The 12,959-nt window shown below is 42.7% G+C and carries 15 protein-coding genes; 3 read left to right on the top strand and 12 right to left on the bottom strand.

Annotated elements, in window-relative coordinates; translation table 11 throughout:
• Window positions 1-43 precede the first annotated feature (43 nt).
• The 4 genes from ABLT31_RS06955 to ABLT31_RS06940 all read right to left on the bottom strand — a co-directional run bounded on the left by ABLT31_RS06955 (window position 44) and on the right by ABLT31_RS06940 (window position 2,725).
• The gene (locus ABLT31_RS06955) at window positions 44-538 is read right to left on the bottom strand and encodes a hypothetical protein (RefSeq protein WP_367750046.1); all 495 of its coding nucleotides are present in this window, start codon (window positions 536-538) and stop codon (window positions 44-46) included.
• A gap of 26 nt (window positions 539-564) precedes the next feature.
• Entirely contained in the window at window positions 565-1,047 is a 483-nt protein-coding gene (locus ABLT31_RS06950; protein ID WP_367750044.1) for a hypothetical protein, read from the bottom strand.
• Between the two features lie 158 nt (window positions 1,048-1,205).
• Complete coding sequence (locus ABLT31_RS06945) at window positions 1,206-1,646, bottom strand: universal stress protein (protein ID WP_367750042.1); 441 nt, start codon at window positions 1,644-1,646, stop codon at window positions 1,206-1,208.
• A gap of 89 nt (window positions 1,647-1,735) precedes the next feature.
• Window positions 1,736-2,725: a C40 family peptidase gene (locus tag ABLT31_RS06940; RefSeq protein ID WP_367750040.1), complete on the bottom strand. Its 990-nt coding sequence runs from the start codon at window positions 2,723-2,725 to the stop codon at window positions 1,736-1,738.
• 262 nt (window positions 2,726-2,987) lie between these two features.
• On the opposite strand from ABLT31_RS06940, the gene ABLT31_RS06935 reads away from it, so the two are divergent.
• A complete protein-coding gene (locus ABLT31_RS06935; protein WP_367750038.1) occupies window positions 2,988-3,743 on the top strand; it encodes a sulfite exporter TauE/SafE family protein in 756 nt (251 codons plus the stop codon).
• 43 nt (window positions 3,744-3,786) lie between these two features.
• Here the strand turns inward: ABLT31_RS06935 and ABLT31_RS06930 are convergent, their stop codons facing one another.
• A complete protein-coding gene (locus ABLT31_RS06930; RefSeq protein ID WP_367750036.1) occupies window positions 3,787-4,602 on the bottom strand; it encodes a serine/threonine protein kinase in 816 nt (271 codons plus the stop codon).
• A gap of 3 nt (window positions 4,603-4,605) precedes the next feature.
• Window positions 4,606-4,782: a hypothetical protein gene (locus ABLT31_RS06925; RefSeq protein WP_367750034.1), complete on the bottom strand. Its 177-nt coding sequence runs from the start codon at window positions 4,780-4,782 to the stop codon at window positions 4,606-4,608.
• Between the two features lie 163 nt (window positions 4,783-4,945).
• Here ABLT31_RS06925 and ABLT31_RS06920 point away from each other — a divergent pair, with 163 nt between their 5' ends.
• Window positions 4,946-5,926: an S-layer homology domain-containing protein gene (locus ABLT31_RS06920; RefSeq protein WP_367750031.1), complete on the top strand. Its 981-nt coding sequence runs from the start codon at window positions 4,946-4,948 to the stop codon at window positions 5,924-5,926.
• Window positions 5,927-5,986: 60 nt separating this feature from the next.
• Here ABLT31_RS06920 and ABLT31_RS06915 read toward each other — a convergent pair whose 3' ends face one another.
• Together ABLT31_RS06915 and ABLT31_RS06910 are read right to left on the bottom strand one after the other, a co-directional pair.
• A complete protein-coding gene (locus ABLT31_RS06915) occupies window positions 5,987-6,730 on the bottom strand; it encodes an SDR family oxidoreductase (protein ID WP_367750029.1) in 744 nt (247 codons plus the stop codon).
• 25 nt (window positions 6,731-6,755) lie between these two features.
• On the bottom strand, window positions 6,756-7,646 hold the full coding sequence (locus ABLT31_RS06910; protein WP_367750027.1) for a metallophosphoesterase: 891 nt from the start codon (window positions 7,644-7,646) through the stop codon (window positions 6,756-6,758).
• Window positions 7,647-7,860: 214 nt separating this feature from the next.
• Between ABLT31_RS06910 and ABLT31_RS06905 the strand changes: the two genes are divergently transcribed.
• Window positions 7,861-8,232, top strand: a complete 372-nt coding sequence (locus tag ABLT31_RS06905; protein ID WP_367750250.1) for a BCCT family transporter — start codon at window positions 7,861-7,863, stop codon at window positions 8,230-8,232.
• A 12-nt stretch (window positions 8,233-8,244) separates the two neighbouring features.
• Here the strand turns inward: ABLT31_RS06905 and ABLT31_RS06900 are convergent, their stop codons facing one another.
• The 4 genes from ABLT31_RS06900 to ABLT31_RS06885 form a co-directional block, all read right to left on the bottom strand.
• Window positions 8,245-9,639, bottom strand: a complete 1,395-nt coding sequence (locus tag ABLT31_RS06900; RefSeq protein WP_367750025.1) for a Mur ligase family protein — start codon at window positions 9,637-9,639, stop codon at window positions 8,245-8,247.
• Window positions 9,640-9,771: 132 nt separating this feature from the next.
• Window positions 9,772-10,455, bottom strand: coding sequence for an ECF transporter S component (locus ABLT31_RS06895; protein WP_367750023.1), 684 nt, complete (start codon window positions 10,453-10,455; stop codon window positions 9,772-9,774).
• The gene (locus tag ABLT31_RS06890; RefSeq protein WP_367750021.1) at window positions 10,419-12,083 is read right to left on the bottom strand and encodes an ABC transporter ATP-binding protein; all 1,665 of its coding nucleotides are present in this window, start codon (window positions 12,081-12,083) and stop codon (window positions 10,419-10,421) included. The genes ABLT31_RS06895 and ABLT31_RS06890 overlap by 37 nt, the downstream gene beginning before the upstream one ends.
• A complete protein-coding gene (locus ABLT31_RS06885; protein ID WP_367750020.1) occupies window positions 12,080-12,955 on the bottom strand; it encodes an energy-coupling factor transporter transmembrane component T in 876 nt (291 codons plus the stop codon). Before ABLT31_RS06885 ends, ABLT31_RS06890 begins: the two co-directional genes overlap by 4 nt.
• Window positions 12,956-12,959: the final 4 nt, after the last annotated feature.

Genomic DNA, 12,959 nt, shown 5'->3' with positions numbered 1-12,959 from the left:
TACCCTCCCATCGAGGTTCCGCCACTGCTGATTCCCCCAGTGCCTACTCCTGATTTATATGTACCGGAACTGATTCCTGCACTGCCTGCCTGCTTACTCTGTGGGTGGAAGGAGCAGAAGATGACGGGGCAGTTGACGAGCTAGGCGAATCGCCTTTGACCATCCGATAATATCGAGAGGTAGAAGGGACATAGGAATGCCTTGAGCTATACCCACGGCTGCTATACCAAGAGGATGAATCATCTCCGCAATCAATTTCCCACTCCCCCAGCGATTCTCGTTCCCACATACATTCGTCATAGGCTGTCAAATTTTGGTTGTTTGACAGCTGGTTTGAGGATATCGAAGTATTCTCGGTTCTGGGCAGGGGTTGCTGAGCCGTTGGTTCTGGAGCACAGCCGGTCAGCACCACAGGAACGACTGCAACGAGAGAAAAAGCCAGCCATTTTTCTTGAAAAGAGATGTTCGTTAAGCCATTTGACTCTCCAGCTTTTTCGCGCTCTTTCTCAAACCATTCTTCTATTGTTTTTCGGTCCATTATTTGACTCCTTTCTAACACTGAACTCATAAAACCGAAAATGCCGTCCGCTTCAGGAAAAGGAGGAGCTTTCTGCGAGCTGGGTCAAGTACGGCATAGAGAATTTCATAATGGGTGCCATGAAAATGGACGTAATGATCCAAAAGGACTTGAGCGGCATCCATAGCCTGGTCAAATCGCTGCATTTCCCTAAATATAAAATTGTGATCACCTTTCGTCCAATATTCCGCTTCGTACTTGGGAGCTATATCATGCCTGGAAAAAACAGCCTTCTCTATGGCGTCTTTCTCCTCTAAGTGACTATACCGAAGAGGTTGGAGATAGATCAATGATTCCCTTCCATCGCTTTCGTTAGAGGTATGTTCAAAGAGCTGGTTTCGGATGACTGTAGCATTCGCGAGTTTTCTCAAAAAAAGCACTCCCTGATCGACTGCCACCTGTGCCAATACCTCTTTAGGCTGAAGTGCTGTCTCATCCCATTCGGTATATATAAGGGGAATTTGCCCCATGAGCATCACCTTCCATTACAGTTACTAAAAATGACCCTTTATATTTAACGGATTAATAGGTAAAAAAGTTACGTAATTTTGATATTTTATTCTTACTCCAAAAAAAAAGGGCCCCTTCAGATGCCATCGTGCACCTTATGAGAACCCTTTTCTAAAATTTATTTTACAATAAATACCGGACATGTCGCTTGCTGCACAACATAGTGGCTGACACTGCCCAGGAACAATTCTTTTACACCGCTTAGCCCGCGGCTCCCCATCACGATTAAGCTAGCCTCATTCTCTTTGGCAAATTCTAAGATCGCTTGAGCAGGACTTCCTTCCATTATAAATGTTCTTGATTTGTTCGGAAGGCTTTCCAGCTTTTCTTTAACCTCTTGAAGAACTTCCTTGGCAACCGCTAATTGAGCGTCGCGGATCGGGTCAATGCTATAGGCAGAGGCTGCATAAAAGGCGCTAGTCGGAATGCTCACGACTGTAATGACATCGAGTTCAATCCGCTCGTCCTGGGCAACGATCTTCAGGGCGGTTTCTAGTGCTTTTTTACCTAACTCCGAATGGTCATAGGCGACTACGATTCTAGAATAAAGAGAAAACATGGTATACTCCCCCTTAAGTAAAACCTATAATTTCCTCTATCTTATCAACCAATCGGAATGGATGATGTGTAAAAAATCACACTTGTTTATTATTTGCCTTCTTTTAAACCCTTTTTAGGCATGTCCACATCTTTCGCTTCAAACCCATTATCAGCAATGATTCGTTTCCCATAAAGGAAGGCCTTGGATAAATAACCCTTATCTTTTGTATCCATTTTCTCAACGATTACACCTTTACCCGGAAAACTATGTAAGACTTCTATCGTTCCATCCGAATGAACTTTCTTCACGATTCCTACGTGACCGTTCCGCCGATAATCGCCCTTTTTGTATTTTTTGTAGTTATGTTCTGTGGCAAAAAAGACTAGATCTCCTTTACGCAACTCACTCCTAGTTAACGGCTTGCTCCCATCCTCCATAAATTGCGCTCGGGAGGAACGCTGCAAGTTGAAGCCAATCGCCTCTTTAAAGATAATCTGGGTAAAGGAGCTGCAGTCAAATTTCATCGTACCGTCTTTATGATAATCTGCCCCTAGCTTGTACTTTACGCCTAGATATTTCATCCCTTTTGCAACGACCTGATCAGCTTTGCCTTCCCAACCTGTTTTCTTACTATTACTGCCTTGCTGCTGGGATAATTCGATTCTCTTTGCCCCGAGGAAGTATTTTTTTGCCACCGGATCGGTACTTAAATTGATTCTCTTAATCCGCTCGTATGGTTTATAAGCGATGATAAATTCCCCATTGCCAACATAGATTCCAGTAGCAATCAAATTGGAAGCACTTGTGCCAAAGAAAAGAACATCGCCTTCTTTTAGCTGGTTTTTATTTAAGATCAGATCGCCCGTTTGGCTTAATTCTTTTAAACTATCAGGTACATTGACGCCTTCTTTATCAAAAACATAAGAAACAAAATTCGCGGATTGAAAATCTGTTATTTTATACCCGATAAAATCCTGAGCCCGATCGGCAACTTCCTTCCCAAGCACAGATGCGGAGGTTTGCGTGCCAAAACCTAAGACACCACTTAGAATAAACGTTCCTGCTAAAGCAAGATTTAGTAATTTTAGCTTTCTCATACTTTTTATCCTCTCTTAGTTGTATTAGGTGTAATCTAGTTGAATTGGTAACCTTGCTATAAACATAACATCTTCTGGAAGGGGAGTTGTACCCTCAAATAGTGGACATGGATGAAGGTATTGCATATACAGGAGGATTTTGCTAGTAATAAAAAAATTTTGGGCTACTCGTCGAAAACATATCTAGGGCAATATACATACACTTTAATAAACCTAAGGGCGTTTGACGGATTTTTAATTTATCGGTGGTGAGACAAAGACAATGAGTCTGGGAATTTTGATGATGGGCTTATGTGTAGGATTTTTAGTGGGTTTGACGGGAGTCGGTGGCGCATCCTTATTGACTCCTATCCTCATGCTGTTTGGCGTGCACCCCATAACAGCGGTTGGGACGGACCTGGTTTACAATGCCATTACAAAATTTTTTGGAGCAATTCAGCATTGGAAACAAAAAACAGTCAATTTGAAGCTAGTGAAGAGGTTTTGTCTAGGAAGTATTCCGGGGGCTCTGCTAGCCGTCCTCCTCTTGCAGTATTTTCAAATTGCTTCCCTGGATTATCAATCCCTTGTTAAACATGCTCTTGGCCTGATGCTGATCGTGGTGTCGCTGATTACGCTGCTTCATCAGCTTTTCGAGAAAAAATTAGCCTCCTTCCTTCCAAACAAGGAACCAAATCCTTATGTCATTGTTGGCATTTCCATGCTCTTGGGATTTACTGTCGGCCTTACTTCCATTGGCTCTGGCTCTCTTTTTGCGATCATCCTTTTGTATTTCTACAAAATTTCTTCATCCGAGCTAGTAGGTACGGATATCGCTCACGCTTTCATCTTAGTAACCATTGCAAGCTTTTTTCACTTATCGATGGGGAATGTGGATTACGGTCTGGTGTTCAATCTTATTGTCGGTTCGATTCCAGGTGTCATTATGGGGAGTATTGTGTGCAAGAAAATACCGAATAAACCCATACGAATGGCGCTAGGAATCCTATTATTGATGAGTGGTGTGAAGCTGATATAACGTTAAACCCCCTGACCGAATTGGGAAGGGGGTTTAAGCTCGTTTATAGGTAGGTAAGTAAATGCTTCAAGTCTGATTTTAGTTCTTGAATCTCTTGATAGGGCAAATCGATTTGAAGTAATTTGCAGAGAATACTTTTAGTTATAGGAAAAAGATCGAGCTCTTCCTCCCAACTTCTCTCCTTCTCATCTTCGGCAGTGTAGTTGCTATAAAGCAGGAAGAGAAGAACATGTCCCATAGCATAAAAATCGCTTTTTACATCGATCTGGCGCCTTAGTTGTTTTTCGATCATATGATCAGCAATGTTCTCTTCCGGAGCTTGAAGGGAGCGGGCAAGACCGAAGTCGATCAGCTTCAATTGCCCATGATAAAGAATTAAGTTGGGAATGCGTATATCTCTGTGAATAAGCTGATGTTCATGGAGATATGCGGTGATCTCCACCAGTTGCAAGAGAAGTTCAACCGCTTCACGTTCCGTAAACTTTCTTTGATCTTCAAATATCAGATCTTCTAGATTCCCGCCCGGTATATATTCCATAGCATAAAATAAATGATCAAGGTGCGTGAATCGTTCGTAAAAAGCAGGAATAGCCGGATGGCGTAACCTATTTAAAATATCGGTTTCGTATTCATAGCTTTGCAGACCTTTTTCACTTTTTCTTAAGCTTGGCTTCACCTGCTTGACTACACAGTCGGTTCCTAGCTGGAGATCCAAACATAGGTAGCTCATTCCATAGCTACCCATGCCTAATAGCTTTATTACTTGATACCGTTCCTTTAACACCGTTCCCTGTGTTAGAGGACGATCAACTAAGGCTGAGCGGATTTCCGTCAACCATTGCCGTAAATAAGCCAACACGGTTTAACTGCTAAAAAAGCTGCGGCTAGAATACTTTTTCTTGTAATGCTTATAGCCATAGGATTTATGGCCCTTGGAGTAGTGATGATTTTTGTAAGAATAATCACTGCTGCTGTACTTTCGATAGTGATGGGGTTTTGTGTTGATTCCCAATAGCTTAGCAATTAGCTTTTTTAACATAAATTTTCCCTCCCTGATATCACTCTCCTCTACATACGTTCTAAAATCGAAATAGTTTCATTTCAAGAATTCGAAAAGAATATCCCTTTTCTCCCCCCCATAAAAAAGAAGAATGATCCGAATATAAAATAGGCTATTAAGGTACTATAGGGGGATTGTTTTAATGTACAGAAAAATAAGTTATATTTTTATTGGAATCATATTTGCTTGCATTCTATCTTTTTCCTTTATTTCTTTTGCAGATGATGTACGCAAAAAATTCTTGAATCAGGAAAACGATGACCCGATAGCTTCACAAGTAAATCCCGGTACCCGACCAGTTCCTGATTCCAATGTGTCGGGGAACCCCGTATATATAGACAAAGAACATAATCGAATCGCAATCTTTGATGGAAAGGATAAGTGGGAATTCACGCTTAATGAAAGTACCATTGTTTATCGCAACGACCAGAAAACGCAGCTTGATAAACTGCAGTTTTCTGATCAGATCAAGGTTGTGCTTAACTCTTCAAAAGAAGTTCGCTACATTATAGCGACTTCCGTTCCAGGTGAGTCGGAACCTCACGATTTTAGCGATCTGCACAAGGCGAAATGGGCAAAGGAATACATAGATGCTTTGAGTTCGAAAAACATTTTACAGGGTTATGAGGATGGGAGCTTTCGTCCTGACCAATTCATTCGAAGAGCGGAAGCGATTGTTTTGGTCACGCGTTTTATGGGATTAGACGAAGAGGCTAAGTTGAGTGTGGATAAGAAGCTATATTTTAAAGATGCCAATGTCATAGAACAACAATACAAGTGGGCAAAAGGTTATATCGTTGCAGCCCTTCAGCAAGGACTATTCGATTCATCTGTTGACATCCTGCAACCAGATAAGCCGGCAACCCGGATATGGGTAACCAACCTGCTTGTGAGATCGATGAAGTTACAAGCGGAAGCTTATGGACAAATGACAAACGCTCCGAACTTTAAGGATGTCCGCCAAATTCCCGCTGGTTCCATTGGTTATGTAAATATCGCCGTGAAAAACGGAATAATCAACGGTTATCCTGACCAAACATTTAGGCCCCATTATCCGATTACTCGAGCTGAATTAGCTGTCCTACTTGTAAAAGCAGACAAGATTTTACCATCGCAAAATTAACGTAATAAATGTAGAAACAAAAGGGAATGCCGGCACCATCGCTGCATTCCCTCTTGATTTTTATCTTTGCTGTGTTGGGCGAACAAGAATCTCATTTACGGCTACATGAGACGGTTGTTCAATGGCGTAACGGATGGCAGCCGCAATATCCTTTCCCTCAAGGGATTGGGTATCTGCGAACCTTTTTTTCAATAATTCTTTAATCTTCATGTCGCTAATGGTTTCGGTTAATTCGGTAGTAACAGCCCCTGGGGAGATGATGGTTGTTCGGATATTGTTATGGGCTTGCTCTTTGCGAAGGCCTTCCGTGATGGCGCGAACAGCATATTTGGTTCCAGAATAGACTGCACCTCCAATATGTACCTCGTGGCCCGCAACAGAAGATATATTAATAATATGCCCTTGCTTTCTCTCCTCCATATGAGGTAAAACCGCAGCGATTCCATAAAGTACGCCTTTTATATTCACGTCGATCATTTGATCCCATTCATCGACTTTCAATTTATTCATAAATGAGAGAGGCATCACACCTGCGTTATTTAGAAGAACATCGATTTTACCGAATTGTTCTATTGCATAATTAGCCAAATCTTCCATCTGTTTTCTGGAAGTGACATCGGTGATTTTAATAACAGCTGTTCCTCCAGCTTGTTCAATCTTTTCTTTCAATTGCTGCAATCGATCTTCCCTGCGTGCCGCAAGTACGACTTTTGCACCGTTCAGGGCAAGCTCATAAGCAGTGGCCTCTCCAATCCCGCTGCTTGCACCTGTAATGATTACTACCTGATCTGCTAAAGATGACATAAGTCTACGTCCCTCCAATAATAAACTATTTCGCTAGTATTAACATGCTATCTTTATTAATCCCCCTTTTCAATACAATCACCGTCACCTCAGGTCTGCAGAGAAATCTAATAGGCAGCACCGTTGTCCCTACTCCCCGATTGACATACAGCTGCAGAGAGGATTTTGGAACGTGATAATGACCATCTACAAAATGTTTGGCCCCATTGGGAGTCAGAATAGGTCCGATCCACGGCAACCGAACCTGGCCTCCATGGCTGTGTCCAGATAATTGCAGGTGGATGGGAAACTCCCTCGTGACCAAGGAATAGTCGGGGATGTGAGACAAAAGAATGGTAAACGTTCCAGGATCAATGGCCTCCAGTGCAGCCGCAAGATTTGGTCGACCGATAAGGGCGTCATCCACCCCTGTTAAGGCTAGCTTTTGACCCTTTTTCTCGAACACATGACTCTGGTTAAGAAGGAGCTGAAATCCTGAGCGATCCAAAGCTTCCTTGACATCGAGGACATCACTTCGATAATCATGGTTACCGAGAACCGCCCACTTTCCTAACGGAGCATGCAAACCAGTTAAAGGAGGAACGCTTGCCGCTAATGTACTTCCATCTTCATCCATCAGATCCCCGGTAAAGCAAATCAGGTCCGGATCTTGCTGTTGAATAAGTGCCATCAAATCTTTCAATGGCGCAGAGTCAAAAAAGTGATCGATATGCAGGTCACTGAACTGAACAATCCTAGTCCCTTCAAAGGCATCCGGTAAATCTGGAAAGAAAAGAGTTAATTCATTCACTTTAAACCAGAATCTCTCCCCCCACACCGTATAAGTCGATGGGATTGACAGCATTCCCAATAGACCCATTACTATCTTCATTCCTTTAGTCAATAGCTTTCGTCTCGTGATTTTCATTCTTTTCATAGCATTCTCTTTCATAGCATTCTCTTCCATAGGATTCGTTTAACTTTTATTACGGACTATAGCCGAGGATGGTTTCACGCGATTATTATACAGTACATATTTTGGGTTCCAGTTGAAAAAACTGTTAAAGCCTGTGTATAGTATTTCGTCAGTAAAAAGGAGAGTGCTATCAAGCGTGAAAAAAGTGTCTGCCGTCTTTTGAGTTTCCCTTGTCATATCCATTGTTTTTGTTTTATGGGGAGCCTTAAGCCCAGAAAATTTAAAGAGAGTGATGAATGTTTGGCAATCATTTTTCTTGGTTCAGTTTGGATGGTTTTATCAGCTCTCTGCCACGTTCTTTCTGTTCTTCGCCCTCTTCCTTATATTTAGCCGCTATGGAAAAATCAAATTAGGAAAGGACGAAGATAAACCCGATTTTAGCCGTCCAACTTGGTTTGCTATGCTCTTTAGTGCAGGCATGGGAATCACAAAGATCCTAAAAAGGGACGATCCCGAAAAGAAAAAGAAGAATACGTCCCAGTCATCCGAGAAAAAGCGAAGACGTAACCCAAAGAAAGGCGGCATTAATGGTGCTTTTGCGGAATAATTAGAAGCTCGCTTAGGGATTGAAGAGCTTTTTCATTAACTTTCGATAGGGTGGTTGAACTGATAAAGAATAGTAGTAAGGGAATTTAAGGAGGATAATTGTTTTTTTATTCAAATGGGGAAGCAGGGCTTGATAAACATCTTGGGCTGTTCGGCAGAAGTGGACGCGGCGGGGATCCATGCCAGCCTTGATGGCGCTAATTCCAATGGGTGTTGCTCTTTCCTCAACTATTATCAGGCTTTCCACTTTCATTTTCTTGGCAAGCTTGCCCATTTCCCCATATTGAGACATTCCTTGTTCCCCCAACTGTGGCATATGCCCCAGTACGGCTACCATTTTTCGCCCTTTCGACTGTTCTTTCAGAACATTGAGAGCTGCTTTCATCGAGGGTGGGGTGCAATTCCATGTATCGTCAATGATGGTGGTGCCATTCCGGCCTTTTTTAAATTCCATGTGCATGCGCATCTGTTGATAGGATGAGAGCGATCGGATGGATTCCTTGAGATCCATCCCAATAGCATGGCATGCAGCCAGAGCAGCCATGGCATTGTACACATTATGTTTACCATACCCTGGAACCGTGACAGAATACCGCTTTTCGTTGTAGTACAGGTTGAATGAAATTCCCTTTGTTGCCTCCTTCAGCCCTTCCGCTCTAAAATGGCATTTGGGACTCATACCTATATAAATGATCCTACCTTTGAAAGAACTCAAATCAATTTTCTTGATATTCTCATCATCTGCATTTAGGATCAGTGTTCCGCCTGGCTTTAATCCTTCCACTAGCTCAGCTTTGGCTTTGATGTAGGTTTCTAAGGTCTTGCAATACTGTAAATGATAAACACCAATATTTAGGATGACTCCTACTTGCGGTTGGAAATATTTGCAACTTCTTCGTATGATGCCTGGAGCATTTGTTCCTAGCTCAAAAACAGCTGCTTCTGTCCGGTCGTCGATTTCCGTCAAATACCTTAAATTCATACCAAGGCTATTTTCTCCATCATCGGTAGCCTGTACATTGAGCTTGGCTGCCAACATCTGCCTTATCATTTCCGTTGTCGTCGTTTTGCCGCATGTGCCAGTTACACCAATCACCGGAAGGGAAAATAAGCTTCGATAGTATTGGATAAATCTCATATACGCCTTATCTATATTTTTCACAGCCACAACAGTTACATGGGATCCCGTCTTTTTTACATAGTAAGCCGGATCATCCGTAACAATTACCGCTGGCTGCATCCCCACATCAAATCTCCAATCGCTTCTTCCTCTTCGCTGAAAAAACAAGGTATTTTTCTTAAAAGGCACCTGACGATGCGCAGCATGCTCAATTACGAGATCACTTCTACCTTTTACAATCTTTCCCTTGATTTGCTTAACAATCTTCTTTAGCGGTAAAGGTTTCAAGTGGATACCTCCTTCTTCTGTTATCCGTGAGCAAAACTTAATCTAGTAATATATTATGTTCCCTGAAATTAAACGGATTGTTTGCTAGTCTACTTAAAAGGAAAAAGTCTGCTAGAGAGCAGACTTTTGATGTCAATGCAGCATTCCATATTTGCGCTTAAACCGTTCAAGCGTTTTAATCCATGCTGTGCCGAAAATCAGAAGGAAGACAACATTGGACAGCGCATGCATGGTATCAAATATTATACTTCCCATATATGCTGTAAAAAAGGCGGTCCATGAAAAATCATCGATAAATGTAAAGATAAATGTCAGATTCATGATCCATCCAAATAAGAATCCCCAAAGAAATCCAAATATGAGTTTTCCCGCTTTGGTTGCCATCCACCAAGTGTTTCTCAGCAAGCCTGTGCTGAACCCAATCATCCCCCACGCAAACATTTGCCATGGTGTCCATGGACCCTGGCCAAGAAACATATTCGATACCAGAGCGGCAATCGCGCCTACCATAAAACCAGTTTCTGCCCCGAAAACATAGCCAGCCATCATAATCACAAAAGAAGTCGGCTGTACGCTTGGTATCGGGGCAAAGGGAATTCGGCTAACGGCCGCAATCGCAGCTAAAATGGCTACAAGAACCAATTCCCTTCCTGCTATGTTTCGCATCTCGTATCGCAAGAAAAACGGCAGTAAAGTTAGTATGACAAAGATAAGACTGATTAATAGATAGTGATCCTCGTAATAGAATGACCCCAATCCGATCAGCAGAAGGCCAAAGGCTATGACGGAAAAGAGGACAAGTTTGGCACGGGCCATCGCTTGATTACCTCCTCCTCGGTTAAAGCAGTTGGAAACCAATCTCTGCTCATGCGGTTAAGATGGGTGGTATAAAAAAAGTTACCGGAAAAGAAGGACGAAGGGTCCCCTTCGGCCGTCATTATTCCATCAAACAGCATTGCACATCGGTTCGCATACCTTGCCGCAAATTCAATGTGATGAGTGACCATGACTATGATTAAGCCTTGATGATGAAGCTCACCAAGCAACTTGGCAAAAGCCTGCTGCGAGACAGGATCCATTCCTTTGGTTGGCTCATCTAATAAAATGATTTCAGGCTGTCCTAATAACAGGCAGGCCAGAGAGACCTTTTGCCGTTCTCCCCCGCTGCAGTCATGGGGGTGATTTTGTAATAAGGACTCTATTCCAAGGTCTTGTATCATCGTTTCCAGCAAGGCATGACTAGAAAATCGGTTTGCGGCATACTCCAATTCTTGCTCCACGGTATCATATGTAAAATAGGTTAGAGGATTTTGAGGCAAATACGCTACTCTCCGATAAAGTTCCTGTTTGTTCAGCTTGCCCATTTTTATCCCGCCCAAGAGAACCTTACCGCTTTGCGGCTTCAATAAACCGCCCATGATCTGCAGCAGCGTCGACTTTCCTGAGCCATTGCCACCGACGATCGCTAAAAAATCACTTTTATATACATCAAGATCAAGTCCATTCAGAATCGATGGGCTGTCCTTAACATAACGAAAGTCAAGATCGCGGACTTGAAGAACACTTTGTCTCTCTTGTTGTTGAGGCTTTTGACTTTCCTCTACCCGTTTTATTCTTTTTTTGGCCAACCACTTCCGGCCGTCCTTGACACTGAATGGGATTTCGATTGCCTGGGGGGTATTTTCCATTTGCAAATACACGCGGGTAATAGAAGGAATATAGGAAAGAAAGTGATGATCTTTTGATCTCCAAATTTTTTCCGTCACATCCTGCGGGGTTCCCACATATCGAATCGAACCCTCCTCCATCATAATCACGCGATCCGCAACGGAAAAGACGTCTTCGAGACGATGTTCGACCAGGACGATGGTCATGCCGAATTCTTCGTTGATCCTTTTTAAAACCTGGATGAATTCCTTTCCTGATACGGGATCAAGTTGAGCTGTCGGTTCATCCAGCAATAATACTTTAGGCTGTAGGAGGAGGACGGATGCCAGGTTAATGATTTGTTTTTGTCCCCCCGACAGTTCCATTGTTTTTCGGGATAGCCAGGTCTCGAGTCCAAAAAATTGAACCATTTCAGCTAGACGCTTGCGCATTATGTCAGTAGAATATCCTATATTTTCTAACGCAAAAATAAGTTCTTCCTGTACCTGCTCCATCACAATTTGATTCTCTGGATCCTGCCAGACCATGGCCATATGTCTCACCGCTTCCAGCGGATCGAGATCCTGCAGCAATATTTGATTATAGTAGATCTCTCCTTCCATTTTTCCAAATGGCTGGGTTTCATGCTTGAGCAATCTCAAAAGGGTTGACTTCCCGCATCCAGAGGGACCGCAAATCACAACGAATTCTCCTTCTTCTACTTGGAGATTAATCCCGGAAAGGGCCATCGATGATTTAGCCGGGTATTGAAAATGCAGATTTTTAATTTTAATCATGTACCCCATCTCCATTCTTCTCTTCCTTCAATAAAGACTGGGATCCCTATATAGACAATAAAGCTAAATAGCATCCACCTTTCAAAGGGAACCAGTGTCAAAGACTCCAGTGTAGGATAGATTTGCAGCTTGCCAAATCCTTGAAACGAACCCCATGCGCAGATAGAAAAACCAAGTGCTAGGAAAAATAGCACGACATAATCTGCCCGTTTCATGAAAAAGCGCTGGTAGGATGATCTTTCACTAACCAGCCCATACCCTCGTGATTGCATCGAGTCTGCGGTTTGCAAAGCTTCCTCCAGTGACCAAGTCAACAGCGTCTGCAAAATCACCATTCCATCCCTTGCCCGTTTCCAAAGAGGGCCGGAAGAAATGTCGATTCCTTTCGATTGCTGTACAGTTGTGATATCGGATAATCTTCGTTTTAGCAGTGGAACAAATCGAACAGATAACATGGTGACTAAAGCTGTTTTCGGAATGAAGCGGGCAAAAAGATACAAGAACTTTCCAGAAGTAATAATGAGATTAAAAGAGACAAATCCGCATAAAACGCAAAGCATGGATAAGGCCATAATCCAGCCATACATAATGGCCTCAAGAGTCACAGGCTGATCCCATATGTAAAACAAAATTTCTTTGCCGCGGCGGGTGAACAATGGATTTAATAGGAAGATAGAAAAAGCTAATATCGCATACATCCAGGCATTGGAACGCAATTGCCTTCCCTTGTCTTGCACGACATTCAAAAGAATAATGACGGCTAAGGCGGCCGTTAAAAACAGCGGATGCAGCAGCAGCATACATAATATAAATAAGCCGATATAGTAAACCATACAGGTTACAGGATGAAAACGGTGAAAACCCTTATACATCGGA

Source organism: Ammoniphilus soli (assembly GCF_040813775.1).
Note: the sequence above shows the minus strand (reverse complement) of the source record. Positions and strands in the feature narration are given on the sequence as shown.

What these genes read in the sequence shown, in the direction of transcription:
- ABLT31_RS06950 (WP_367750044.1), bottom strand. Translation starts at nt 1,047, where the DNA reads ATGGGGCAAATTCCCCTTATATATACCGAATGGGATGAGACAGCACTT.
- ABLT31_RS06935 (WP_367750038.1), top strand. Translation starts at nt 2,988, where the DNA reads ATGAGTCTGGGAATTTTGATGATGGGCTTATGTGTAGGATTTTTAGTG.
- ABLT31_RS06945 (WP_367750042.1), bottom strand. Translation starts at nt 1,646, where the DNA reads ATGTTTTCTCTTTATTCTAGAATCGTAGTCGCCTATGACCATTCGGAG.
- ABLT31_RS06915 (WP_367750029.1), bottom strand. Translation starts at nt 6,730, where the DNA reads ATGTCATCTTTAGCAGATCAGGTAGTAATCATTACAGGTGCAAGCAGC.
- ABLT31_RS06885 (WP_367750020.1), bottom strand. Translation starts at nt 12,955, where the DNA reads ATGTATAAGGGTTTTCACCGTTTTCATCCTGTAACCTGTATGGTTTAC.
- ABLT31_RS06890 (WP_367750021.1), bottom strand. Translation starts at nt 12,083, where the DNA reads ATGATTAAAATTAAAAATCTGCATTTTCAATACCCGGCTAAATCATCG.
- ABLT31_RS06910 (WP_367750027.1), bottom strand. Translation starts at nt 7,646, where the DNA reads ATGAAAAGAATGAAAATCACGAGACGAAAGCTATTGACTAAAGGAATG.
- ABLT31_RS06925 (WP_367750034.1), bottom strand. Translation starts at nt 4,782, where the DNA reads ATGTTAAAAAAGCTAATTGCTAAGCTATTGGGAATCAACACAAAACCC.
- ABLT31_RS06940 (WP_367750040.1), bottom strand. Translation starts at nt 2,725, where the DNA reads ATGAGAAAGCTAAAATTACTAAATCTTGCTTTAGCAGGAACGTTTATT.
- ABLT31_RS06955 (WP_367750046.1), bottom strand. Translation starts at nt 538, where the DNA reads ATGGACCGAAAAACAATAGAAGAATGGTTTGAGAAAGAGCGCGAAAAA.
- ABLT31_RS06895 (WP_367750023.1), bottom strand. Translation starts at nt 10,455, where the DNA reads ATGGCCCGTGCCAAACTTGTCCTCTTTTCCGTCATAGCCTTTGGCCTT.
- ABLT31_RS06920 (WP_367750031.1), top strand. Translation starts at nt 4,946, where the DNA reads ATGTACAGAAAAATAAGTTATATTTTTATTGGAATCATATTTGCTTGC.